Annotated in this window: 26 protein-coding genes and 2 riboswitches; of the genes, 16 read left to right on the top strand and 10 right to left on the bottom strand. The window is 68.5% G+C overall.

What is annotated here, in order from left to right:
• Positions 1 to 29: 29 nt before the first annotated feature.
• Both FQ377_RS15085 and FQ377_RS02210 read right to left on the bottom strand, forming a co-directional pair.
• Positions 30 to 197, bottom strand: coding sequence for a hypothetical protein (locus tag FQ377_RS15085; protein WP_262364215.1), 168 nt, complete (start codon positions 195 to 197; stop codon positions 30 to 32).
• Positions 188 to 559 (bottom strand): class I SAM-dependent methyltransferase, encoded by a 372-nt coding sequence (locus FQ377_RS02210; RefSeq protein WP_262364216.1) that lies wholly within the window; start codon positions 557 to 559, stop codon positions 188 to 190. Before FQ377_RS02210 ends, FQ377_RS15085 begins: the two co-directional genes overlap by 10 nt.
• A gap of 112 nt (positions 560 to 671) precedes the next feature.
• Between FQ377_RS02210 and FQ377_RS02215 the strand changes: the two genes are divergently transcribed.
• A complete protein-coding gene (locus FQ377_RS02215; RefSeq protein ID WP_262364217.1) occupies positions 672 to 1,067 on the top strand; it encodes an NUDIX hydrolase in 396 nt (131 codons plus the stop codon).
• 22 nt (positions 1,068 to 1,089) lie between these two features.
• Here FQ377_RS02215 and FQ377_RS02220 read toward each other — a convergent pair whose 3' ends face one another.
• On the bottom strand, positions 1,090 to 3,240 hold the full coding sequence (locus FQ377_RS02220; RefSeq protein WP_148599600.1) for an MMPL family transporter: 2,151 nt from the start codon (positions 3,238 to 3,240) through the stop codon (positions 1,090 to 1,092).
• A 100-nt stretch (positions 3,241 to 3,340) separates the two neighbouring features.
• On the opposite strand from FQ377_RS02220, the gene FQ377_RS02225 reads away from it, so the two are divergent.
• Positions 3,341 to 3,811, top strand: a complete 471-nt coding sequence (locus FQ377_RS02225) for a MarR family winged helix-turn-helix transcriptional regulator (RefSeq protein WP_148599601.1) — start codon at positions 3,341 to 3,343, stop codon at positions 3,809 to 3,811.
• 65 nt (positions 3,812 to 3,876) lie between these two features.
• Positions 3,877 to 4,737, top strand: coding sequence for a tryptophan-rich sensory protein (locus tag FQ377_RS02230; protein ID WP_262364218.1), 861 nt, complete (start codon positions 3,877 to 3,879; stop codon positions 4,735 to 4,737).
• 12 nt (positions 4,738 to 4,749) lie between these two features.
• On the opposite strand, the gene FQ377_RS02235 is transcribed toward FQ377_RS02230, so the two are convergent.
• Positions 4,750 to 5,136 (bottom strand): DsrE family protein, encoded by a 387-nt coding sequence (locus FQ377_RS02235; protein WP_148599602.1) that lies wholly within the window; start codon positions 5,134 to 5,136, stop codon positions 4,750 to 4,752.
• A gap of 282 nt (positions 5,137 to 5,418) precedes the next feature.
• On the opposite strand from FQ377_RS02235, the gene FQ377_RS02240 reads away from it, so the two are divergent.
• The 5 genes from FQ377_RS02240 (at position 5,419) to FQ377_RS02260 (ending at position 10,604) form a co-directional block, all read left to right on the top strand.
• Positions 5,419 to 5,937: a low molecular weight protein-tyrosine-phosphatase gene (locus FQ377_RS02240; RefSeq protein WP_148599603.1), complete on the top strand. Its 519-nt coding sequence runs from the start codon at positions 5,419 to 5,421 to the stop codon at positions 5,935 to 5,937.
• A 30-nt stretch (positions 5,938 to 5,967) separates the two neighbouring features.
• The gene (locus FQ377_RS02245; protein ID WP_148599604.1) at positions 5,968 to 6,585 is read left to right on the top strand and encodes a LysE family transporter; all 618 of its coding nucleotides are present in this window, start codon (positions 5,968 to 5,970) and stop codon (positions 6,583 to 6,585) included.
• A 4-nt stretch (positions 6,586 to 6,589) separates the two neighbouring features.
• Complete coding sequence (pabB, locus tag FQ377_RS02250) at positions 6,590 to 8,665, top strand: aminodeoxychorismate synthase component I (protein ID WP_148599605.1); 2,076 nt, start codon at positions 6,590 to 6,592, stop codon at positions 8,663 to 8,665.
• A complete protein-coding gene (locus FQ377_RS02255) occupies positions 8,662 to 9,267 on the top strand; it encodes a GNAT family N-acetyltransferase (protein ID WP_148599606.1) in 606 nt (201 codons plus the stop codon). Before pabB ends, FQ377_RS02255 begins: the two co-directional genes overlap by 4 nt.
• A 128-nt stretch (positions 9,268 to 9,395) precedes the next feature.
• Positions 9,396 to 10,604 carry a globin domain-containing protein gene (locus tag FQ377_RS02260; RefSeq protein ID WP_148599607.1) on the top strand — a complete coding sequence of 403 codons (1,209 nt, stop codon included), beginning with the start codon at positions 9,396 to 9,398 and terminating at the stop codon, positions 10,602 to 10,604.
• Between the two features lie 7 nt (positions 10,605 to 10,611).
• Here FQ377_RS02260 and FQ377_RS02265 read toward each other — a convergent pair whose 3' ends face one another.
• On the bottom strand, positions 10,612 to 11,658 hold the full coding sequence (locus FQ377_RS02265; protein ID WP_148599608.1) for a nitronate monooxygenase: 1,047 nt from the start codon (positions 11,656 to 11,658) through the stop codon (positions 10,612 to 10,614).
• A gap of 105 nt (positions 11,659 to 11,763) precedes the next feature.
• On the opposite strand from FQ377_RS02265, the gene FQ377_RS02270 reads away from it, so the two are divergent.
• Positions 11,764 to 12,258 (top strand): hypothetical protein, encoded by a 495-nt coding sequence (locus tag FQ377_RS02270; protein ID WP_262364219.1) that lies wholly within the window; start codon positions 11,764 to 11,766, stop codon positions 12,256 to 12,258.
• A gap of 109 nt (positions 12,259 to 12,367) precedes the next feature.
• Entirely contained in the window at positions 12,368 to 12,802 is a 435-nt protein-coding gene (locus FQ377_RS02275) for a hypothetical protein (RefSeq protein ID WP_148599609.1), read from the top strand.
• Positions 12,803 to 12,826: 24 nt separating this feature from the next.
• On the opposite strand, the gene FQ377_RS02280 is transcribed toward FQ377_RS02275, so the two are convergent.
• Positions 12,827 to 13,717: an EamA family transporter gene (locus tag FQ377_RS02280; RefSeq protein ID WP_148599610.1), complete on the bottom strand. Its 891-nt coding sequence runs from the start codon at positions 13,715 to 13,717 to the stop codon at positions 12,827 to 12,829.
• Positions 13,714 to 14,433, bottom strand: a complete 720-nt coding sequence (locus FQ377_RS02285; protein ID WP_148599611.1) for a B3/B4 domain-containing protein — start codon at positions 14,431 to 14,433, stop codon at positions 13,714 to 13,716. The genes FQ377_RS02280 and FQ377_RS02285 overlap by 4 nt, the downstream gene beginning before the upstream one ends.
• Before the next feature lie 105 nt (positions 14,434 to 14,538).
• On the opposite strand from FQ377_RS02285, the gene FQ377_RS02290 reads away from it, so the two are divergent.
• The 4 genes from FQ377_RS02290 to FQ377_RS02305 all read left to right on the top strand — a co-directional run bounded on the left by FQ377_RS02290 (position 14,539) and on the right by FQ377_RS02305 (position 18,221).
• The gene (locus FQ377_RS02290) at positions 14,539 to 15,417 is read left to right on the top strand and encodes an aminodeoxychorismate lyase (protein WP_148599612.1); all 879 of its coding nucleotides are present in this window, start codon (positions 14,539 to 14,541) and stop codon (positions 15,415 to 15,417) included.
• 98 nt (positions 15,418 to 15,515) lie between these two features.
• Positions 15,516 to 15,633, top strand: a riboswitch (SAM riboswitch).
• 162 nt (positions 15,634 to 15,795) lie between these two features.
• Complete coding sequence (locus FQ377_RS02295) at positions 15,796 to 16,710, top strand: ABC transporter substrate-binding protein (RefSeq protein WP_148599613.1); 915 nt, start codon at positions 15,796 to 15,798, stop codon at positions 16,708 to 16,710.
• Positions 16,711 to 16,719: 9 nt separating this feature from the next.
• Positions 16,720 to 17,484 carry an amino acid ABC transporter permease gene (locus FQ377_RS02300; protein WP_148599614.1) on the top strand — a complete coding sequence of 255 codons (765 nt, stop codon included), beginning with the start codon at positions 16,720 to 16,722 and terminating at the stop codon, positions 17,482 to 17,484.
• On the top strand, positions 17,481 to 18,221 hold the full coding sequence (locus FQ377_RS02305) for an amino acid ABC transporter ATP-binding protein (protein ID WP_148599615.1): 741 nt from the start codon (positions 17,481 to 17,483) through the stop codon (positions 18,219 to 18,221). Before FQ377_RS02300 ends, FQ377_RS02305 begins: the two co-directional genes overlap by 4 nt.
• A 90-nt stretch (positions 18,222 to 18,311) precedes the next feature.
• On the opposite strand, the gene FQ377_RS02310 is transcribed toward FQ377_RS02305, so the two are convergent.
• From FQ377_RS02310 to FQ377_RS02320, 3 genes are read right to left on the bottom strand one after another with little or no spacing between them, the layout of a single operon-like run.
• Positions 18,312 to 19,109 carry an energy-coupling factor transporter transmembrane component T family protein gene (locus FQ377_RS02310; RefSeq protein WP_148599616.1) on the bottom strand — a complete coding sequence of 266 codons (798 nt, stop codon included), beginning with the start codon at positions 19,107 to 19,109 and terminating at the stop codon, positions 18,312 to 18,314.
• On the bottom strand, positions 19,106 to 20,599 hold the full coding sequence (locus FQ377_RS02315) for an ABC transporter ATP-binding protein (protein WP_148599617.1): 1,494 nt from the start codon (positions 20,597 to 20,599) through the stop codon (positions 19,106 to 19,108). The genes FQ377_RS02310 and FQ377_RS02315 overlap by 4 nt, the downstream gene beginning before the upstream one ends.
• Positions 20,596 to 21,204 carry an ECF transporter S component gene (locus FQ377_RS02320; RefSeq protein ID WP_148599618.1) on the bottom strand — a complete coding sequence of 203 codons (609 nt, stop codon included), beginning with the start codon at positions 21,202 to 21,204 and terminating at the stop codon, positions 20,596 to 20,598. Before FQ377_RS02320 ends, FQ377_RS02315 begins: the two co-directional genes overlap by 4 nt.
• A 64-nt stretch (positions 21,205 to 21,268) precedes the next feature.
• Positions 21,269 to 21,394: riboswitch (TPP riboswitch) on the bottom strand.
• A gap of 101 nt (positions 21,395 to 21,495) precedes the next feature.
• Here FQ377_RS02320 and FQ377_RS02325 point away from each other — a divergent pair.
• Together FQ377_RS02325 and FQ377_RS02330 are read left to right on the top strand one after the other, a co-directional pair.
• On the top strand, positions 21,496 to 21,756 hold the full coding sequence (locus FQ377_RS02325; RefSeq protein WP_148599619.1) for a DUF4235 domain-containing protein: 261 nt from the start codon (positions 21,496 to 21,498) through the stop codon (positions 21,754 to 21,756).
• 232 nt (positions 21,757 to 21,988) lie between these two features.
• The gene (locus tag FQ377_RS02330; protein ID WP_187393230.1) at positions 21,989 to 22,438 is read left to right on the top strand and encodes a GyrI-like domain-containing protein; all 450 of its coding nucleotides are present in this window, start codon (positions 21,989 to 21,991) and stop codon (positions 22,436 to 22,438) included.
• The last annotated feature ends 26 nt before the right edge of the window (positions 22,439 to 22,464 follow it).

Here is a 22,464-nt window from a genome sequence, read left to right on the forward strand (position 1 = left end):
GGAAAATCACGGCAGCCTCTGATCGATGCTCATGGTTTCCGGGCGATGATCGTGTACGTGCAGGGCACGAGCGAGCGCTCGGCCTCCGACCACGCGAATCCGTCGGGCACCTCGACCATGCGTGGTGAGAACCGCCACGGCAGCGTAATGCCCTCGTCGACGTGCAGGATCTGCAGGCCGGCGGTGATCAGCGACATGAGGATCTCGGAGAGGGGATGCGCCCACTCGTAAGTCCGCGCGTGGACCACCGTGCCGCCTCCCGCATACGTGGACGCATCGTCGGGGAGAAGTCGACGCCGGTGACGCGTGCTCCCGCCCGCGCGAGCGACAGGGTATCGGTACCGATGTGGCACTGCAGGTGACAGACGTCCAAACCGTCCATGACGCCGTCGGGAAGGAACGGCGCCATGGCTGCCAGATCCGCCCGCACCACCGAACTCAGATAGTCGGGGTCGTCGAAGGCGCCGAGTGAATATGCCGCCTCATGCAGGGGCACCCGGTCTTCCCAGTTGTCCAGATTGGTCGAGCGCGCGGCATCCCAGCTGATCTCGTTCCCCATGCAGAGAGCATACGAGGAAGGGAGCCTCCCTCGAGTCCTTCAGGACGCAGTAGGGTCGGACGATGCCCGACCAGTCAGCATCCGCAGTCGTCCGGGCCTGGAGAGCGTCCGCGTGAGAAGGACCCCGGCAGCCGCGACCGTCGTCCGGGACGCCGACGGCAGGTTTCTCCTGGTCCTGCGGGCCAATGCCCCCAGCGCCGGGCGCTGGTCCTTCCCGGGCGGTCGGGTGGAAGCCGATGAATCACTGGAGGACGCAGCCGTGCGGGAGACCCTCGAGGAGACCGGCCTCCACATCAGGATCGATCGCCTGCTCGGGTCGCTGGAGATACCGCATGGCACGGGAGTGGTCTTCGAGGTCCACGACTTCCTGGCGAGCCCTGTCGGGGGCATCCTTCTGGCAGGCGACGACGCGGCCGACGCCGGGTGGTTCACTCACCAGGAAATGACCCTCATGCCGCTCAGCGACGGTCTGCTCGAGTTCCTGGTGCGCGCGGAGATCCTCCCGTAGGGCCTCCCTATGGGAGCAGGGCCTATCGCGGTGACGGTTCCCTGCCGAGCTTCGAGGGCCACCAGATCTTCGGTCCGATGTCGTAGGCCAGCGCAGGGATCAGCAGCGAGCGCACCAGCACCGTATCGAGCAGCACGCCGAAGGCCACGATGAACGCGATCTGTGCGAGGAACAGGATCGGGATCACGCCGAGCGCCGCGAAGGTCGCTGCCAGGACCACGCCGGCCGAGGTGATCACCCCGCCGGTGACGCCGAGTCCGCGCAGGATGCCGGGCCTGGTCCCGATCCGCAACGACTCCTCACGCACCCGGGTCATGAGGAAGATGTTGTAGTCCACCCCGAGCGCCACGAGGAACACGAAGGCGAACAGCGGCACGGAGGCATCGGCTCCCTCGAACCCGAAGATGTTGTTGAACACCAGAGCGGAGACGCCGAGCGCCGTAGCGTTCGAGAGCGCAACGCTGGCCACGAGCAGTACCGGGGCGAGCACCGAGCGCAGCAGGATGATCAGCACCACGAGGATCACCGCGAGCACGATCGGGATGATCTTCACGAGGTCGGCGAGCGCGGTGTCGTTCGTGTCGATGGCCACGGCGGTCACGCCGCCCACCAGCGCGTCCGGACTGGCGTCGTCGAGCGCTGTCCGCAGATCCCGCACCACATTCTCGGCTGTATCCGAGTCCGCAGGGTCCTGGAGGGTGGCGCTGATGAGCACGCGGCCGTCCTCGACGATCACGGCGCCGCCCGGATCGGTGGTCAGCGCCGCGTCGGAGATGCCGTCCTCCGACGTGACGACGTCGAGTGCGGCATCCTGATCGTCCTCCGGGGCAACCACGTACACGGGGCTGCCGGAGCCGGCGTCGAAGTGGCGGCCCAGGGCGTCCTGCCCGTCCACGGCGTTGGACGGCGCGAGGATCAACGCCGATTGCGGCACTCCGCTGGCCTGCAGCTGGGTGAGTCCCAGGGCGCCGGCCACGAGGACCAGCAGTGAAGCTGCCCAGACGGCGCGGGGACGGCGCCCCACGAGGTAGGCCACGCGCTTCCACAGTCCCTGGAGCCGCTCGAGCCCGGTCTCGGACCCGCCCTCGGTGGGCGCGAGGTGCTTGCCGTGATGCGGCGCGACGGCGGTGAGTGCCGCCGGATCGTAGCGCGGGCGCAGCGGCCAGAAGGCGGCGCGGCCGAACAGGAGCAGGACCGCCGGGAGGAAGGTCAGGGCGGAGGCGAGGGAGAAGGCGATACCGATGGCGGCGATGGGCCCGAGGCTCTTGTTCGAGTTCAGATCGGAGAACAGCAGGCACAGCAGCCCCAGGATCACGGTGGCGCCGGAAGCCAGGATCGGTTCCACGGCGCCACGATAGGCCACCCGCATGGCCTGCCACCTCGACTCGTTCTCGGCGAGCGCCTCGCGGTACCGGGCCACGAGCAGCAGGGCGTAGTCGGTGGCCGCGCCGATCACGAGGATGGAGAGGATGCCCTGGCTCTGTCCGCTGAGCTGGATCCAGTCCAGCTTGGCGAAACCGAAGATCAGCAGGATCGACGTGGCGAGCGCGAACACCGCGGTCAGGAGTACCAGGAAGGGCAGCACGATGGACCGGTAGACGGCGAGGAGGATCACGAAGACCGCGCCGAGGGCCACTCCGAGCAGGATCCCGTCGATACCTCCGAAAGCGTCGACGAGATCGTTCGTGAAGCCTGCCGGGCCGGTCACGTACCCGGTGACGCCGTCGGGCAGCTCGTCCGTCAGCACCGAGCGGAGGTCAGTGACGACCTCACCGAGCTCGGCGTCGGGAGAGATGAAGGCGATGTACTGCACGGCGAGGCCGTCCTCCGACGGGATGGGACCGGCGAGGGCGGGGGCTCTCTCTGCAGGCGCCTCGAGACCGTCCACGGCACCGAGTGTGGCACCTAGCTCCTCGTAGGAACCGAGATCGCGCGGGTCGATCTCCGTCTCCGACTCGGCGACAATGACCGCGGGAAGTGCGTCCGAGTCACTGAACTGCTGCTGCAGTTCCCCGGCCTCCGTCGATTCTGCGCTCGCCGGGAGGAAGGACGCCTGATCGTTGCTCGAGACCTCGTCGAGCCGCCCGAAGGTGGGGCCACCGACTGCTGCGCCGACCAGCCAGATCAGGACGACGACGACGGGTAGGAGCACCCTCAACCATCTGCTTCTCATGAATCTCCCAGCTTCCCTCGAGTTATCTCTACTGAGAACTATATCTATGATGGAGATACTGAAAGACACCTAAGCTGGGACCGGAAGAATGCGAGGGACCATGACGGTGAAGGACGAGCTCATGGGGCTCCTGCGCCAGTTCACCACGGAGACCGATCGCTACGTGGACGTGGCCAGCGAGCGCGACAGCCTGTATCGCACCGATCTCCACGCCCTCAGCATCATGATCGGCGCGGCCCAGGCGGGCCTGACCGTCACGCCCGGCCTGCTGCGCGAGGAACTGAATCTCAGCTCGCCGGCCACCACCGCCCTGGTGGACCGTCTCGACTCCGCGGGTCATGTGACCCGGCGGCGGAGCGACGTGGACCGTCGGCAGGTCCACCTCGAGATGACGGACCGGGCCCGCGCCACGGGAGCCGCGCTGTTCGCACCGCTCGCACGCCACATCAACGGCGTCTTCGACGAGTACTCCGAGGAACAGCTGGCCCTGCTGCGCGACATGCTGCAGGGAGTGACGGACGCGACCGTCGCAGCGAAGAACGAGACGGCCGGAAACGCCGCGGCCTCCTGACGGACAGAGCGCGCGGGCATCGACGCGGGTTGCCTAAATGTCTCCATGATGGAGATACTTGACTCATGGCTACCCCATCACGCACTCGCGCTGCACAGACCACCGGCCCTCCCGCTCACGCGACGGTGGCGGACCGCGTACGTCAGATCGTCGTGTCCGTGAGTGAGGTCATCAGTCTTCTCGGCCCCCTGATCGGCTTCGGACTCATCGGCTCCGACGTGAGCAACACCTCCGGTGGCGATCTCGCGTCCAACGCCACCCTGGTAGCCCCCGGTGGCCCCGCCTTCTCGATCTGGTCGGTCATCTATCTCGGGCTGTTCGTTTACACCATCTGGCAGTGGCTGCCCTCGCGGACCGTCGACGCCCGGGCCCGGGCCACCGGCTGGCTCGTCGCGGCGTCCATGCTCCTGAACGCCCTCTGGCTCGTCGTGACCCAGGAGGGCTTGATCTGGCTCAGCGTGGGCGTCATCATCGGGCTGCTGGCCGTTCTCGTCGCCCTGGTCGTCCGCCTCACCCGCGTACCGGCACGGCAGGGATTTGCTGAAGCGCTGATCGTGGATGGCACGTTCGGGCTGTACCTGGGGTGGGTCAGCGTGGCGACGGCGGCCAATATCGCCGCCGCACTCGCATCATCCGGTGTGGCGACGACGGGTACCGGTTCGGAGTGGGCCGTAGCCGCCCTCGTCCTTCTTCTCGCCGGGTCCCTGACGCTCCTCCAGTTCCGCGTCGGCGGACGCTGGGCCGTAGCCGCCGCAGCATCATGGGGGCTGGCCTGGATCACGGTGGCCCGTATCTCGGACGAGCCCGCGTCGATCATCGTGGCCACCGCGGCCGCAGTCGCCGCAGTACTCATCCTCGCCGTCACGGCCGTCATCCGGTCACGAATCTCCGCCACTGACAGCGCACTGGGCCGGGTCGATCGGTAGACGCTTCAGAGCCTAGAAGCGCACGTACGCCCATCCGAGCCACTGCCGCCGGGTCACCTGCCCGACAGCGGAGGACGCGACGGCAATGCTCTCCATGAGGCGTGCAGCATCCAGTCCGGCCGAGGCCAGGCTGTTGCTGCATGCAAGGATCCGGACGCCGGCCTGCTCCAGCCCTGCCACGTCCCCGGCAAGAGAGGACCCCGCTGCGAGGGCGACGACGGCCGCTCCCTGGACAACGATCTCGAGCTGCGTCCCGGAGGGCAGGTCGGCCTGCGCGTTCACCGCGCTGCGGAAGGCGCCCCGCAGCGCGCGCTCCTCGGCTCCGGGCTCCTGGCTGAGGACATGAAGAACCAGGCCCCTCGGCTCGCCCTCGGCCGAGACGTCCTGGGAGGACGTCATCGACGCCCCAGCAGACGCTGGAAGAACCCGGGAGCCGGCGGGTCGGCTTTGTGGCCCTGGCAGCGCTGCCCCTTCGGTACCTGGCGCAAGACCTGATCCACATGCTGACCGCAGCCGGCCCACGTCGTCTTCCCACAGGTCCTGCACGTGACTGCCTGGCACATTCGATACTCCTTCATCGGTTCTGGTGACTACTAGGAAGAAGAATACCCCCTGGGGTATCGAAGCGCGAAAGAGCGGCAGTCTGACAGTCGCTCCAAGCTGCCCGGCTAGGCTGGCGGGATGTACCGCATCATCACCGTCTGCACCGGAAACATCTGCCGCTCCCCCATGGCCGAGCTCATGCTCACCGACGCGTTCTCGAAGGCGGGTCTCGAGAACGACGTCGTCGTGGACTCCGCCGGGACCACCGGGTGGGAGGCGGGCAACCCCATCGACCCGCGTGCTGCCGCGAAACTGGCCGAGGTCGGCATCGACAGCGACGGACACCGTGCCCGCCGCTTCGAGTCCGAGTGGTATCGCGAGCGTGAGCTGATCCTCGCCCTCGATCTCGATCACTACCGCGAGCTCCGGGAGAACGCGCCCGATGACGACGCCCGTGACAGGATCCATCTCCTCCGCGAGTTCGACCCGGCAACCACCGACACCGATCTCGAGGACCTCGGCATCTACGACCCCTGGTACGGCGATGCCAGCGACTTCGATGCCACCTACCGGATGGTGGACGGCGCGGTGGGCGGGATTGTGAGCTACGTGCGCCACGAGCTCGACGCCGACGTACCGGACGCCGACGTGTCGTGACGCCCGAGCCGTCACGCTTACCATGAACGGGTGAACCCCTCCCTCTGGCTGGCGCTTCTCGGCGCCGGAACGATCATCAGCCTCATGCCCGGTGCCGGCGCCGTGAACACGATGAGCAATGCCCTGACCGTGGGCTTCCGCCGCTCCATCTGGGGGATCCTCGGCCAGCAGACGGCGCTGCTGTTCCACATCGGCGTCGCCGCGGCGGGCGTCGGGATCCTCGTGAGCAATTCCCCGCTCGCCTTCAATCTGATCCGCTACACGGGCGCCGCGTACCTCGTGTATCTCGGTGTACGGAAATTCCTGCAGAAACCGGATCACGACGACATCCGGGCGCTGCGCGGGGGCGAGGGCGCCCTGTCGATGTTCCGCCGCGGTGTCTGGGTGAATCTGCTGAACCCGAAGGCCATCGTGTTCTTTCTGGCCCTGATCCCGCAGTTCATCAGGCCGGGGCATCCCCTGCTGAGCCAGTACGCCGTGCTGGCGGTGACGGTGGTGGTCATCGACGTGCTCGTCATGTGGTTCTTCTACGCCGGTGCGGCGCGCTCCTTCCGACGTTTCACGCGCCACGAGAGCGGCCAGCGCATCCTGAACCGCACCTTCGGCGCGCTCTTCGTGGGTGTCGGCGCCGTCCTCGCCGTGGCCTGAGCCCGTGCCCGCCGACACACCACTCCTAATCGCGGTGGACGGCCGCTCGGGTGCAGGGAAGACGACGCTCACCCTTGAGCTCGCCGCTCTCCTGCGCGAGCACCACACCGTCACCGTGTTCCATCTCGAGGACATCTATCCGGGGTGGGACGGGCTCGACGACGGCGTGGTGCGCTATGTGGAGCGCGTCCTGGAGCCGCTGCGGACCGGGCAGCACGCGGCCTGGACCGCGTGGGACTGGGAGCGGGGCACCGACGGCGAACAACGGACGACGCCGGCGGCGGAGATCGTGCTGCTGGAGGGCGTGGGTGCCGCGGCGGCCCTGGCACGCCCACTGCTCGACGCCGTGATCTGGATCGAGGCCGATGCGCAGGTCCGGAGACGCACAGCCATCGAGCGCGACGGTAATACCTATGCCCCCTTCTGGCAGCGGTGGGCCGACCAGGAGGACCGCTGGTTGGCCGGCGATGATCCCGCTGCCGCGGCCGACGTCGTCATCCAGGGCCACAGCAGCACGCCGTCGCCTGCCGCCGTCCGCCGTGCCCTGTCCACGCTGCCGTCCTGCGCGGTGCTGCTGGCGCCGGAGCGGGCGGGTCGGCGCGGCCTCACCGTGCAGTGCGAGCGCTTCGACGCCGTACCGGACACGTCAGCACTGTTCTCCGGGCTGTACGGCGCCAGTGCCGCTGCCGTCTGGCTCGACAGCTCCGACGCCGCCGGCACCACCCCGGCATCAAATTCCCGCGGCAGATTCAGCATCATGGCCGACGACGGCGGCTCCTTCGGCCAGCAGGCACGACACCGTAGCGGTGTCACGGAGATCAGCGCCGAAGCCGTCACCACACGCATCCGCGAGCCGTTCTTCCGCTGGCTCGACGACGTCTGGGGCCGGCATGCGGTGCGGACGCCGGAGGGGTACCCCTGCGAGTTCGCCCTGGGCTGGCTCGGGTATCTCGGGTACGAGCTCAAGCGCGAGACCGGCGGCGCCGACATCGGCTCCGGTTCGGAGCTGCCCGACGCCGCGCTGCTCTTCGCCGGACGCGCCGTCGTCGTGGACCACGCGGAGCGGGCCGTCTTCCTGCTGACGCTCACCGACGGCGGACCCGACGCGGATCGCACCGTTTGGCTCCGCCGTGCCAGGGCCGCTGTGGACGCCGCCGCGGCACTGAGCTCGGCGGGTATGCCGCCGTCGACCCCGGGTTCCCTCCCGGTGCCACACTTCACCCTGCGCGACTCGCGTGCGGAGTACCTCGACAAGATCCGCGCCGCCCAGGCGGAGATCACCGAAGGCAACACCTACGAGGTGTGCCTGACCACCTCGCTGACCGCCGAGACGGAACGGCTCGACCCTCTGGCCGTGTATCGGCATCTGCGGGCGGCCAGCCCCGCGCCGTTCGCCCACTTCCTCCGGTTCCCCGAATTCGCCGTCGCCAGCACCTCGCCCGAGCGCTTCCTGGAGCTTGACGCCGATGGGCACCTGCGCGCCGAGCCGATCAAGGGGACCCGGGGCCGCTCGGCCGACCCGGCCACCGACGCCGCCCTGCTCGAGGACCTCCGGACCTCGGCGAAGGATCGCGCGGAGAACATCATGATCGTGGACCTGCTCCGCAACGACCTCTCCCACCATGCCGTCCCGGGCTCGGTCACCGTGTCCCGGCTGTGCGCCACGGAGACCTATGCCACGGTGCACCAGATGGTCAGCACCATCGACGCACGCCTCCGCCCCGGACGCCCGCGGGCGGGAGTGCTCGCCGCGGCCTTCCCGGCAGGGTCCATGACAGGTGCCCCCAAGATCAGCACCATGGCCATCCTCGACCGCCTGGAGCGAGCCCCGAGAGGTCCCTATTCGGGGGCCGCCGGCTACTTCAGCCTCACGGGCGCCGCCGATCTCGCCGTCGTGATCCGCACCCTCGTGCTGCAGGACGACACGGCAGCCGACGGCGGCACCCGCCTCAGTCTCGGCGTGGGCGGGGCGATCACCGCCGATTCCGATCCGGCAGAGGAATGGGACGAGGTGCGGGTCAAGGCGCGCGGCGTCCTGACCGCGCTGGGAGCCTCGTTCCCCGCTAGTGTCGATCCATGAATCTGCTGCCCACCACCCTCCGCGGCACCCGAGTGGTGCTCGAACCCCTCGCCGCCGGACATCACGACGGACTGGTGGCGGCGGCCCAGGACGGTGAGCTCTGGAACCTCTGGTACACCTCGGTTCCCACGCCCGACGGCATGGAGAAGGAGATCGAGCGGCGCCTCACGCTGCAGGACAGGGGCTCGATGCTCCCGTTCACCACGCGCCGGATCGATCAGAAGACGGGCGAGCCCGCGGCGATCATCGGCATGACCACATATATGAATATCGACCAGGACACCCCACGGGTGGAGATCGGATCCACGTGGAACGCGGCCTCGGCCCAGCGCTCGGGCACCAACACGGAATCGAAGTACCTTCTGCTGCGCCATGCGTTCGAGCTGTTCGGCTGCCCGGCCGTGGAGTTCCGCACGCACTGGCTCAATCACCAGTCGCGCGAGGCCATCCTGCGTCTGGGCGCGAAGCAGGACGGTGTGCTGCGGAGCCATTCACGCACGAAGAACGGCACGCTCCGTGACACCGCCGTCTATTCGATCCTCGAGCACGAGTGGCCCATGGTGCGTGACAATCTCCTCCACCGGATGTCGCGCCCTCACTGATGGCCGTATTTCTACACGCTGTAGAAACTGTTTAGACTGAAGGCATACCAGTTTCGGTTCCGGGTCTGACGGCACCAGCGCCCGAGGAGTTCGTCCGGGCCGGACGCCAGCAGCGAAGGAGCCCGCCCATGCTCTCCGATCTATCCCGCCCCGTCGTCCAGGCCACCCTGCCCGTGGTGGGTGAGAACATCACGGAGATCGCCCAGCGCTTCTATGCGCACATGTTCGACGAGCGGCCCGAGCTCATGGACGGCCTGTTCAACCGGGGCAATCAGGCCGACGGACGGCAGCAGCAGGCACTGGCCGGATCGGTTGCGGCCTTCGCGGGCTTCCTCGTCAATCAGCCCGACGAGATGCCCGACCACCTCCTTGCCCGCATCTCCCACAAGCACGTCTCGCTGGGGCTCCGCGCCGACCAGTACCAGATAGTCCACGACCATCTGATGTGGGCGATCGGCAATGTTCTCGGCGACGCGGTGACTCCCGAGGTCGCGGCCGCATGGGACGAGGTCTACTGGCTCATGGCGAATGTGCTCATCAATCAGGAACGCGCCATGTACGGGGCGCTGAGCCTCGAGCCCGACGCGATCTGGCGCACCTACCGTGTGAGCGAGAGGATCCAGGAGACGGACGACGTCGTCACGTTCGTCGTGGAGCGCACCGACGAGCGCGACGTCAAGCCGTCGCTGCCAGGCCAGTACGTCACCCTCCAGATGCTCATGCCCGACGGTGTGCACCAGCCGCGCCAGTACAGCCTCACCCGGGCCGACGACGGCCACCACCGCCGGTTCTCCGTCAAGCGCGTGCACGGGTTGCCCACACCCGACGGCGAGGTCTCCAATCTGCTGCACGACACCGTCTCCGTCGGCGACGAACTGACGCTCTCCGTCCCCGCAGGAGACGTGGTCATGAGCTACACCGACCGCCCCGTCGTCTTCGCCAGCGCGGGCATCGGCATCACCCCCATGGCCGGTATGCTCTCGCACCTGGTGAAGTCGGGCTCGCAGCGCAAGGCCATGCTGCTGCACGCCGACAACTCCGCCAGTAGCTTCGCGCTGCGCGAGCAGGTCCGCTCCGATCTCGCCCAGCTGCCCGATGCGTCCATGCACACCTGGTTCGTGGAGCCCTCCGAGCCCACCCAGACCGTGGAGAACGAGCTGGTGGGGTTCATGGACCTCACCGATGTGGGGCTTCCGGACGGCGCCGAGTACTACCTGTGCGGCCCGCTGGTCTTCATGCAGTCCGTGCGCAGCTCACTCATTGCCCGCGGCGTCCCGGCAAAGGACATCCAGTACGAGGTGTTCGGGCCCGACCTCTGGCTCGCCGACTTCCAGTAGCAGCGCGCTACCCCGAGGGCAGCAGCGACCGCACGAGGGCCGCCGCGCTCCCGGCGATCGTCCGGTGGGCGTTGACGCCGGCCCACAGATTGAGCCGGTGCGGGTCATCCGCCGCGGCCGCTGCTGCCCGCAGCGGTGCGGTGAGGTGGTGCACCTCGGGGTAGGCCGGCGGCACGTCGGCATCGTGGTCGCGGATGAACTCGTTGAGCAGTGCGCGCGCGTACCGCCCGGAGAACGCTCTCGTGAGCGCGGTCTCCCCGAAGTCGTCCGTTGCCAGGGCTGCCCGGTGCGCGGGTTTCGTCCCTGCTTCGTCGGCGCGGAGGAAGGCCGTTCCGGCTTGCACGGCGACCGCACCGCGGGCGAGGGCCTCACGTGTGTCCTCACCCGAGACGATCCCTCCCGCTGCGATGAGGGGGATTCCCAGCTCGCGGAGGTCGTCAAGGAGCTCGAGCAGCGATGCAGTGCCGGGTTCGGCCAGCGGGTCGAAGGTGCCGCGGTGGCCGCCTGCCTCCGGCCCCTGCACCACCAGTGCATCGACGCCCGCCGCGACGGCCCGACCCGCCTCGGCGCGTGAGGTGACGGTCTGCACGACGGCGGTCCCGGCGTGCTGCAGGGCGGCGAGCGCATTCCGCTCAGGGAGGTCGAACGTGAAGGATGCGACGGCAGGGGCGAGCTCGAGGAGCACATCGATCGTGTTCGACCAGTCGTCGTCGTCATGGCGCGGTGCGCCGAGCGCGGTCCCCAGGGCAGCGGCGTCGGCCTCCAGGGACCGGGCGTAGGTCGCGAGATCCGCCGGATCTGCGATGGAGGGCTGCGGCACGAAGACGTTCACGCCGAAGGACGCCCCCGTGAGGTCGCGTATGGTCTCGATCTCGCGTCGTACGGCGTCGGCGGTCTTGTACCCGGCGGCGAGGAAACCCAGACCACCGGCGATACCCACGGCGGCGGCGAGCGCTGGAGTGGACGGGCCTCCTGCCATCGGTGCCGCGACGACGGGCACCGCCAGCGCGCTAAGGTCGAATCTCCGGCCGGACCGGGAAGTGTTGGTGTGCATGATGCTCCGATCGCTCGTCGTACGAGGGTACGCACGTGTTTCGTCGTCGCGCACTGTCCCACCGGCACCGCGCCGTGTCCGAATAGCGAGGAAAGAAGCTCTCGGTTGCACGTGGTCCACGGCGACATGACCACGGCGACGGCGGGCAAGGACTTCTCGCTGGCGTTCCTGGTGTTCAACACCATCGCCAATCTGCTGATGCTGGACGACCAGGTTCGCTGCTTCGAGAACGCGGCCCGTCACCTCGCGCCCCGCGGGTGCTTCGTCGTCGAACTCTGGGTGCCGCAACTGCGCTCGCTGTCGCCGGGGCACGCAGGGACTGTCGAGGTCAGTGAGCCGGGGTACCTCCTCGTCGACACCTACGACGTCCTCGAGCAGCACGTCGTCTCGCACCACGTCCGCTTCGGATCGGAGGTGTCGGACGGTCGGGACGCGCACATCGCCCGGACACCGCACCGGTACGTCTGGCCCAGCGAACTCGATCTGATGGCCCGACTGGCCGGCTTCGAGCTGGAATCCAGGTGGGCCGACTGGGACCGCAGCGCCTTCACGGCTGACTCCCGCAGTCATGTGTCGGTGTATCGGCTGACCTCCGCCTGACAGGCTGTGGGCGCCCCAGAAATACTGTCGGCGCTCTTCACCGGCGGCGCGGGCTGTGCCACGATGAGCGGATCACGAGATGGGGGACGCAATGAAGCTCCATTGCCGCATGGCGCTTGCTGTCGGTTCGCTGGCACTCCTGGCAGCACCGGCCTGCAGCGCGCGCGAACCGGCCGTCGACGAGCTGCCGTCGTACGACTCGTTCGACGCCGTCCGGGAGGCCGTCACCGAACAGCTCGAGTGCGAGGACGATCCACCGTCGCCCACGAGGGTCATGGGCGACAACGGCCAGATCCCCACGGAGTCGGAGAAGTGCACGCCCGCCGTCGAGATCTTCTACTTCGACTCGCAGGAAGCCCGGAACGAGGCCTACGACACCCTTGCCTCCGCCGCCGAGTCGGACGGTTCCGTGTACTTCGCGGAGGGCAGGAACTGGTTCGTCGTCGACTACTCCGAGGTGGCCGTCGGCGGGGACGACCCTCAGTCCCTGGATCTCGCGGGTCTGGCCGAAGCGCTCGGAGCCCGCTACACCGAGGCGACCTAGACCGAAGTGACGTAGGCGGCCGGACTACAGTGGCCGCTCCAACGCACCGGGGAGGGACCCGAGTCCGGTCTGGCGGGTGCCCCTGCGCTGAGCTGCCGCTCCGGCCACCACCACCAGCACGATGCCGACTCCCTGCACGAGCGAGGGAATCTGGTGGAGCACCACGAGGCCGAGGAGCAGACCGAAGGCCGGTTCGAGTGCCATCAGGGTCCCGAAGGCGGTCTGGGTCATGCGCCGCAGGGCGAGCATCTCCAGTCCGAAAGGCACCACGGGGGCGAGCAGGGCCAGGCCCGCAGCGAGGACCAGTACCCGCCAGTCGAAATCCGCGACGACCTGGGGTACGCCGACGAACGCGGCGACCACCGCCGCGATGGGAATAGTCATCGTCAGCGCGCTGATCCCGGTGAACCTGTCCCCTACGCGCTGGGTGAGGAGAATGTAGGTGCCCCACCCGACACCCGCAAGGAGGGCGAAGCCGATACCGGGAAGATTCACCTCCCCGCGCCAGGGCTCCGTCAGCAGCACCACTCCGATCAGGGCCAACCCGGGCCAGGTGAGCATCCGGGCGTTACCGCTGCGGAGTGCCGCGACGGTGAGCGGTCCCAGGAACTCGATGGCCACGGCTGTACCGAGCGGGATGTGCTCGATCGCCGAGAGGAAGGCGACCGACATCAGCGCGCTGGCCGCCCCCAGTCCGAGGATGGGGAGTACGTCCTGCCGCCGGATGCGCCGTAGGGGTGGACGGGCGATCAGCAGGAAGATCACCCCACCCATCGCGAGGCGCAGCCATGCGGTGCCGGCCGCTCCCACCTGCTCGATCAGCCCCACCGAGAGTGATGAACTGAGCTGGATCAGGAGCATCGCGGCAACGGCCAGCGTCCAGGGCGGTAGCGGCTCCCGCGAGGTCCCGGTCATTCCGCGGAGACCAGTCGCCGCGACACGTCGATGCCCGGGCTCATGCGGTCGAGAGCGGACGACAGCGCGGTGGCCGCGGCGCCCAGGGCCTCGTCGGTCATCGGGTCGAGTGCGTCGAAGATGAAGAAGGCCGTCCTGGTGCGCTCCGAGAGTGCGGTGCGCGGACCTTGCCGCCAGTTCCAGCGGCGGCAGGTCACCCCGAGGTCGTCGCGCCAGACCACTTCCCCCGCGGAGGGGTGTTCCACAGTGGGAACCCCGTCCGCGAAGGCCTCGAATGGTTCGTCGCCGGTCGCACGCACGAGGCGGGCCGGCCCCCGGTACAGCGCGAGGTCCTCCCCGCCGATCGGCACCTGGTGCAGCACGGAGACGGCGTTGTAGATGTCGGTGAGCGCGTTCACGCGTGGAAGCCGATCCGCGGCTCTGCGGGTCAGTGCCTGCAGACTGTTGCGGGTGCGCTGCGGCTTCGCACCGAAGGCTCTGTAGGCCGCGCGCCATGCGGCGATGTGCGGCAGGTCCTCCACGGGGCCCGCGCCGAGGAGTGCACGGGCGTGCACTTCAGCGGCGTCGACCAGGTCGTCACTGACCGGGTTGCTGGGCGCCATGTCCAGTCCGTCGGCCACCAGGAGCAGTGCGCGGTAATCGGGCCGCAGCTCGAACACTGCCGGCTCGACGCCGCTCGCGTCGAGGAAATACTCGTGTGGACTGGTCCTGTGCATTCGGGCTCTCCGTTCGGTGGGCTGCAGTGACGCCGGGTTCGCGCCGCGACGTCGAGGGGAAGGCCGTTCCTGCGACGGTCGCAACCACCCGCTACGCTGTGGCCCATGACTGTACTGGTGTTCCTCGATCCGGCCCACGACGACGGCAGGATCGTCGATGCGTCCCAGCCGCAACTCATGGCCACCGATCTGGGAGCCACCCGCGGCGACGGCCTCTTCGAGTCACTCCTCGCCGTCGACGGCGCTCCGCGGAAGCTGGAGGCCCACCTCTCGCGGCTCGCGGCGTCGGCTGCGGCCCTGGAGCTGACAGTGCCCGACGCCGGTGCCTGGCGCCGCGCCATCAGCACCGGCCTGCGCGAGTTCACGGCTGCGGAACCGGACCGGAGCAGCGCCGTCGTCAAACTGCTGGCCACGCGCGGCGTCGAAGGTGCCGACCAGGCGACGGCGTGGGTGCAGGTGAATCCTGTTCCCGCCGCCACCCTGGCGCAACGCGAGGCGGGCCTGCGCGTCCTGTTCCTCGAACGCGGGTACGACAGCACCGTGGCCCAGCGCGCGCCCTGGCTCCTGATGGGCGCCAAGACCCTCTCCTACGCCGTCAACATGGCGGCGGTCCGTCACGCCAAGGCGCACGGGGCCGACGACGTCATCTTCACCTCCTCCGACGGCAAGGTTCTCGAGGGCCCCACCTCGACCGTGCTCCTCGCCCACGACCGCGACGGGCAGAAGACCCTCATGACCCCGCAGCTCGAGAGCGGGATCCTCGCCGGCACCTCGCAGAGCGCGCTCTTCGCAGCAGCGAAGGAGCAGGGGTGGGAGCTGGGCTACGGCCCGCTCGAACCGCACCACCTCCACGAGGCCGACGCCGTCTGGTTGATCTCCAGTATTCGGCTCCTCGCACCCGTGATCTCCCTCGACGGTCAGGAGCTGCGTACCTCGGCGACGCTGACGGCCGAACTCACCGAACTCGTGGATCGTTTCGTCTAGCCCCGGAACCCTACGAGTCCTTCTGTTACGTCCGGCGTCCGCCGTCGGAACGTCCTGTTTTGACCGCGGGGCTGGTCCTGCCCTAGCGTTTTTCCTGTAATCAAGAGTTCCAGCCATAGGCCCTGGCCGGCTGGACAGCAACCCTCTCCCGTAGTGGGGTGCTCCAGGTGAAGATTCGGCCGCCGGGTCAAGTCCCCCGGTTGGCAAGTACGGTGTCGTGCGGTCCTGCCCCGAGATCACGGGTGCACTGGCCGTCGGCGCACACGGCCCAGAACAGCGAGCGTGTCAGCCCAGCAGTCCCCCTCTGCCTGCCGTCATCCGGCAATCCCCCCACCTCTCAGCATGCCCGTACGCGGGCCATCCTCGAAGAAGGACTCCATGACCTTGTCCCGCACCCTCCTCGCGGCTTTCGCCGTCCCCCTCCTCGCCCTGACGGTGTCCTGCGGAAGCTCCGACAGCGAACCAGCCTCGAACACCGACGCCCTTGCCGGCAGCGACCAGCAGTCGCTCGATCAGTACACCACCGAGCAGACCACCCCTCTCGACGAGATCGACACCGCGGAGCTCGACCTCATCACCGACGGCACGCTGCGCGTCGGCACCCTCTCGGACGCGCCCCCCAACATCTTCCTGGAGGACGGCGTCTTCACGGGCTACGACAACGAACTGCTGCGCGCCATCGGTGACAAGCTCGGCCTCGAGGTCGAATTCGCCTCCACCGACTTCTCGGCACTCCTGGCGCAGGTGCAGAACCAGCAGTTCGACGTCGGCTCCTCCTCCATCTCCACCACGGCGGAACGCCGCGAGAACGTGGGCTTCACCAACGGCTACGACTTCGGCTACATGGCTGTGGTCGCCAAGGAGGACTCCTCCGTGGCGGGCTTCGACTCCCTGTCCGAGGACACCCGCGTCGGCGTGGTTCAGGGCACGGTCCAGGACGACTACGTCTCCAACACCCTGGGCCTGGAGCCCGTGCGCTTCCCCGACTACAACACGGTCTTCGCCAATGTGAAGAACGGCCAGATCGACGCCTGGGTGGCGCCGTCGCAGCAGGCCACGGGTCAGGTAAAGGAGGGCGACGGCACCACGATCGCCGAGACCATCATCAACACCGAGAACTTCACTGCATACGCCGTGAACAGCGACAACCAGCCGCTCATCGATGCCCTCAACGCGGGCCTCGACGCGGTCATCGCCGATGGCACGTGGACCGAGCTGACCGAGGAGTGGTACCCGGACCGCGAGCTGCCCACCGACTGGAAGCCCGGCAGCAAAGCCGTGGACGTCAAGTAGCCGCTCTGCATGGACGCCCTCGAACAACTCGGCAAGACCTTCTTCGACTGGCAGGCGATGGTGGCCGTCCTGCCGGACCTGCTGACCGTCGGGCTGCCGAACACCATCATGCTCGCCCTGGCCTCCGGCATCATCGGGACCGTGGTCGGCATGATCCTGGCCATCATGGGGATCTCGCGCAACCGGGCACTGCGGTGGACTGCGCGCACCTACACGGACATCTTCCGCGGGCTGCCCGCCGTCGTGATCATCCTGCTCATCGGCCTGGGACTGGGCCCGGTCCTCCGCGAGCTGACGGGCAGCACCAGCCCGTACCCCCTTGGCATCCTCGCCCTGTCGCTGATCGCCTCGGCGTACATCGGCGAGATCTTCCGCTCGGGTATCCAGAGCGTGGAGAAGGGGCAGCTCGAGGCCTCACGAGCGCTGGGCTTCAGCTACAGCTCGTCCATGCAGCTCGTGGTGATCCCCCAGGGCGTGCGGCGCGTGCTGCCGGCGCTGGTGAACCAGTTCATCTCCCTCGTCAAGGAATCCTCGCTGGTCTACTTCATCGGTCTCATCGCCAGTGAGCGTGAGCTCTTCCGGGTGGGTAACGACGCGGCGAGCAACACCGGCAACCTGTCCCCCCTGATCGCCGCGGGCGTCTTCTATCTCTGCCTCACCATCCCGCTGACGCACCTGGTGAACTTCATCGACACCAGACTGCGCGTGGGGGCCAGGCAGAAGCCCGAACCGGACAACCTGGCCGCGCCGGTCGGGCAAGGAGCCAGAACATGACCGCCACCATCGAGTCGGGATCCCTGACCGGCAGGGACCTGCATCTGTCCTTCGGCGCCAACCGCGTGCTGCGCGGCATCGACCTGCACGTGGAGCGTGGCACGACGGCGTCCGTCATCGGCCCGTCCGGGTCCGGCAAGTCGACGCTCCTGCGGGTGCTGAACCGACTCATCGAACCGGACCGCGGTGACATCCTGCTCGACGGCCGGTCGGTGCTCAAGGACAATCCGGACGAACTGCGTCGGCGGATCGGCATGGTGTTCCAGCAGTTCAACCTCTTCCCGCACAAGACCGTGGTGGAGAACGTCTCGCTGGCGCTGCGCAAACTCCGGGGGATGCCCGCCGGGGAGGCCCGGGAATCGGCGCTCTCCCAGCTCGATCTCGTGGGGCTGAAGCACAAGGCCGAAGCCCGCCCGGGGGATCTCTCCGGTGGGCAGCAGCAGCGCGTGGCGATCGCCAGGGCCCTGGCGATGGGCCCGGAGGTGATGTTCTTCGACGAGGCCACCTCGGCCCTCGACCCGGAACTGGTCAAGGGCGTCCTGGCCCTCATGGCTGATCTCGCCACGGCTGGCATGACCATGGTGGTGGTGACCCACGAGATGGGGTTCTGCCGCAACGTCTCCGACACCGTCACCTTCATGGACGGCGGCGTCGTCGTGGAGACCGGTCCGCCCGCGGCACTGTTCGACGATCCGCAGACGCCGCGCCTGCGCTCGTTCCTCTCGGACGTGCTCTAGCCGTTCGCGGGCCTGGTTGCGGGGCCTTCCGGCGTCGGGCGTGGTCCCCAGATCAATACCTCCGGCCAACACCGCCGCCGGCGACGCGACTCAGGTCAGGATGAAGTTCCAGGTCCCGGCGAGGACCGCCGTCGTCACCGCACCGACGGCGACGACGAGCCCGACGACGGCGATCACGGCGTCGAGCGGCGAATACGTGCTAGCCCGAGCCCAGGTACGTGTTCCTCCGCCGAAGCCGCGCGCCTCCATCGCCGTGGCCAGGCGGGTGGCGCGGCGGATGGCCTGCACGATCAGCCCGAAGGACTGCCCCAGCAGATTCCGCGTCCGCGCCACGACGGATCCGTCGGAGCCGATCCCCCGCGCATGCCGGGCCAGCCCGAGCGTCTCCCACTGCTCCACGAGCAGTCCCACGAGCCGCAGGGAGGCGAGCCCACCGAGCACGAAGCGGTGCGGGAGGTGCAGCTTCTGCGCGAGCGCGTCGGCCAGATCCGTCGGGTCCGTGGTCAGGAGGATGAAGATGCCCGGCAGCGCGAGCGCCAGGGCCCGGAGGCCGACGGCGATGCCCGCGGCCACGGACCCCTCGGTGAAGACGACGGGCCCGACGGCGAGCAGTACGTCCCCGGTCTTCTCGGCGAGCAGGGCCGTCCCGTAGGCACCCAGAACCGCGGCGATCAGCAGCGGCCAGATGCGCCGGAGGAGTCCCCACACGCTGATGCCCAGCAGCGGCATGAGGGCGAGCTCGCAACCGAGCACCACGGTGGCACTCACCCAGTCGATGCTCGACATGAGCGCCACGGTGATCACGACGGCGGCGAACAGCTTGGAGACAGGGTTGGCCCGCAGGAGTGTCCTGCCCGTGAGGACCGGTGTCAGGTACGAGCTGCTCATCGGGACACCAGCCGTCCCGCCCCACCGGAGATATGCAGAGTGGCGCCGCCCAGGGCGTCGCTGAAGTCGGCGTCGTGCGTCACGGACAGCACGGCGACGCCGTCGTCGACCAGTTCCCGCAGCAGCGTCACGAGCTCGGCCCAGGTCAGGGCGTCCTGCCCGAAGGTCGGTTCGTCGAGGATCAGCAGGCGCGGTGCGGTGGCGAGCATGGTCGCCACGGACAGTCTCCGCTTCTCCCCGCCCGAGAGCGTGAAGGGATTGGCCCGCAGCAGATGGGTCAGCCGCAGCCGTTCGGCCAGCTCCGCGATGCGTGCGGTGTCGACGGTGTCGCTGATCCTACGCGGCCCGAACGTCAGCTCTTCCTCGACGCTCGCCGTCAGGAATTGGTGCTCGGGTTCCTGGAACACGGTCCCGATACGCTGCACGAGCTGCGGCGAGCGCCAACGGTGGGGCGTGCTGCCGGCCGTCCCGGCGAGGCCCGGGTGCGCCACCAGCGTCCCGGCGCGCGGGCGGAGCAGGCCACCGAGAGTCAGGGCCGCGGTCGACTTCCCTGCACCGTTCGGCCCCGTGATGCCGAGGGCCTCCCCCGCCCGTATCTCGATCGCGAGGTCCTCGACAGCGGCGGGCCCGCGCCTGGTCCGCGCTACCGCGAGCTCGCGGGCCGACAGGAGAGCCGGCCCTGAACCGGAGGACGGCAGGGTGCCGCCGACGGGCGGCCGCCACCCCGGGATCCACACGCCGGCGTCGGCGAGTCTGGCGCGCGTGGCCTCCTGCACGAGCACCGTGCCGGGTGGACCGTCGGCCAGGATCCCGCCACCGGCGTCGAGCACGATCACGCGGTCCACGACGTCGGCCCACACGGCCACGCGGTGCTCGACGACCACGAGGGTCGCGCCGGTGCGCTCGAGGACCCGGACCACGGCGTCGCGCACCTCGAGCACGCCGTCCGGGTCGAGATTCGCGGTGGGTTCGTCGAGCAGGAGCAGTCCCGGCTCCATCGCGAGGACCGAGGCGAGCGCGAGGCGCTGCTTCTGCCCGCCGGAGAGCGCGGTGGTGGGGTGGTCGAGCGGCAGGGCCAGGCCGACGTCGTCGAGCGCCCGGCCCACCCGCTGCCAGATCTCCTCCCGCGGTACCGAGAGATTCTCCGCGGCGAAGGCGACCTCGTCGCCCACACGGGCGAGGACCACCTGCGTCTCGGGATCCTGCAGCACCAGCCCGGCCCTGCCCCGGACCGAGGCCGGGTGGGCGCCGTCGAGCAGCAGTTCCCCCTCCTGCTCGCCCTCGTCCTGCGTGCCGAGTACACCGGCAAGGCCATGCAGCACCGTCGACTTCCCCGCACCCGACGCACCGAGGAGCAGCACACGCTCCCCCGGTGTGATCTCCAGCTCGAGGTGACGCGCCGCGAAGGCTTTCCGCCCCGCGTGGCGCCAGCCCCACCCCCGGGCGCTGACGTGCACGGCGCCCTGCGGGGGAACAAGACCAGGTGTCATAGATCGGCCGTCCGGCCTGCGGCGAAGGAGGACAGCACACCCGTCCTCGCCAGGCCCCGCATGGCAAGCCAGGACACCAGCCCGGCGATGACGATGCCCGAGACGGCCGCGAGCACCGCGTACATGAGCTTGAACTCGAAGGTCCACAGGGCGTTGTAGAGGATGTTCTCGCTGATCGCCAGGGCCAGGCCCGCGCCGAGTCCTGCGAGGAGTGCGACCGGCAGATTCCATCTGCGGTAGAGGAACAGCAGGAAGACGAGTTCCGCACCGGCGCCCTGGATTGCGCCGGAGAGCAGCACGCTCACGCCGAACTGCGAGCCGATGAGGGCGGACACGGCTGCAGCGAGGACCTCGCAGTAGATCGCGGCTCCGGGTTTCCGGATGATCAGGCCGCCGAGCACTCCGGCGATGAGCCAGCCCCCGGTGTACAGGCCGGCCAGGGGCGGGAATCCCGCCGTGATCACGCTGATGCCCGAGTAGCCGACATTCCATCCGACGAAGACGACGCCGACCGCTACCGCGATGACCGAGGCCACCACGATGTCGACGACGCGCCACTGGCCCGTGCCCCGGGCCGTGGATTGCACTGCTGGTGATGATGCCATGGTGATCTTCCTCCTGGGATACAGGAGGGGGGAGTGCCGGGACACCGCGCGTGCGGAGGCCGTGCACTCCGAGAACTCGACTCCCTTCGCCGGTACTAACCGGAGCAGGTTCGAGGGTCTGCGGCTCTGCCGCACTCTCAGCGCCTGATCCGCGGTACCGCTGCGGATCTACGCTCCCCTGTCGTAAGTTGTTCGAACGTCACCGAGCCTACACCGAGGCCCCATGGGCGCGCCCGCGTCGAGTTGTGCAACTAGGCTTGACGCAGAACCGTCGGATCTGAAGGAGAAACCATGAACGTTGTATTCAAGCTGCTCGGAGCAGGCCTGAGCGTTGTCGCCGGTTACATCGGTACCAAGCTCGTCGATGTCATCTGGCAGAAGGTCACCGGCGAATCGACTCCGAAGAACAAGGACGGCCTGGAGAACACGCTGCGCTCCGCACTCGTGTTCGCCATCGTCTCCGGTGCCGTGAGCACCACGATCCAGGTGCTGACCAACCGCACCACCCAGCGTGCGATCCAGCGCTTCGCGAAGTCCCGCGACCTGACCTGAGCCTGCGCCCCGTGGAAAAGGGGTGTCCGGAAGGGCGCCCCTTTCTGCTGTGGCTGACGTGTCGGAGAAGCGAGAGATTCGGAGCTGTTGACCCCGATGCAGTGTCAGGCAGGAGACTCGTTGCCATGTTGATCGGAGACTTCGCCCGGCTCAGGCAGGTATCGGTACGGCTGCCGGCATCCGGCTGGCGGCCGTCGAATCGAGGCTCCGGATGATCGAGAAGGAGAACGACGTGTCCGCAGACTATGTGGTGAAGCGAATTCCGTCGGTGCGGCTGGCTGCTCTGACCGACACCCTGGATCCAGCGACACTCGGCCAGCGGGTCGGACCCATGTTCGACCTCGTGCAGTCGGAGCTCGGAAAGGTGCACGGCAGCCTTGCCACCGCGCTGGCAACGTACTCCGAGGTGGAAGCCGGCATGGAGGTGGCAGTGGGCTACGCCTACGACGGCCACGCGCTGCCGGGCCTCGAGGTCATCGACCTTCCCCCCGCGACGGCTGTCTGCGGGGTGCATCTTGGACCGATGAGATCGATCTCGGAGTCCTGGCAGGCACTGCATCGTTGGCTGATCGACAACGGCTATGAGTACGACGGTCCGAGCCGTGAGCTGTACGTCCGGGCCGAGTCGGAGGATCAGCAGGATTGGGTCACCGAGCTGCAGCAGCCTGTAGTCCGTCGCTGACCGGCTCTCCGTGCGCAGTCCGGTCC

The organism is Arthrobacter echini (assembly GCF_008107445.1).
Classification (GTDB): domain Bacteria; phylum Actinomycetota; class Actinomycetes; order Actinomycetales; family Micrococcaceae; genus Arthrobacter_D; species Arthrobacter_D echini_A.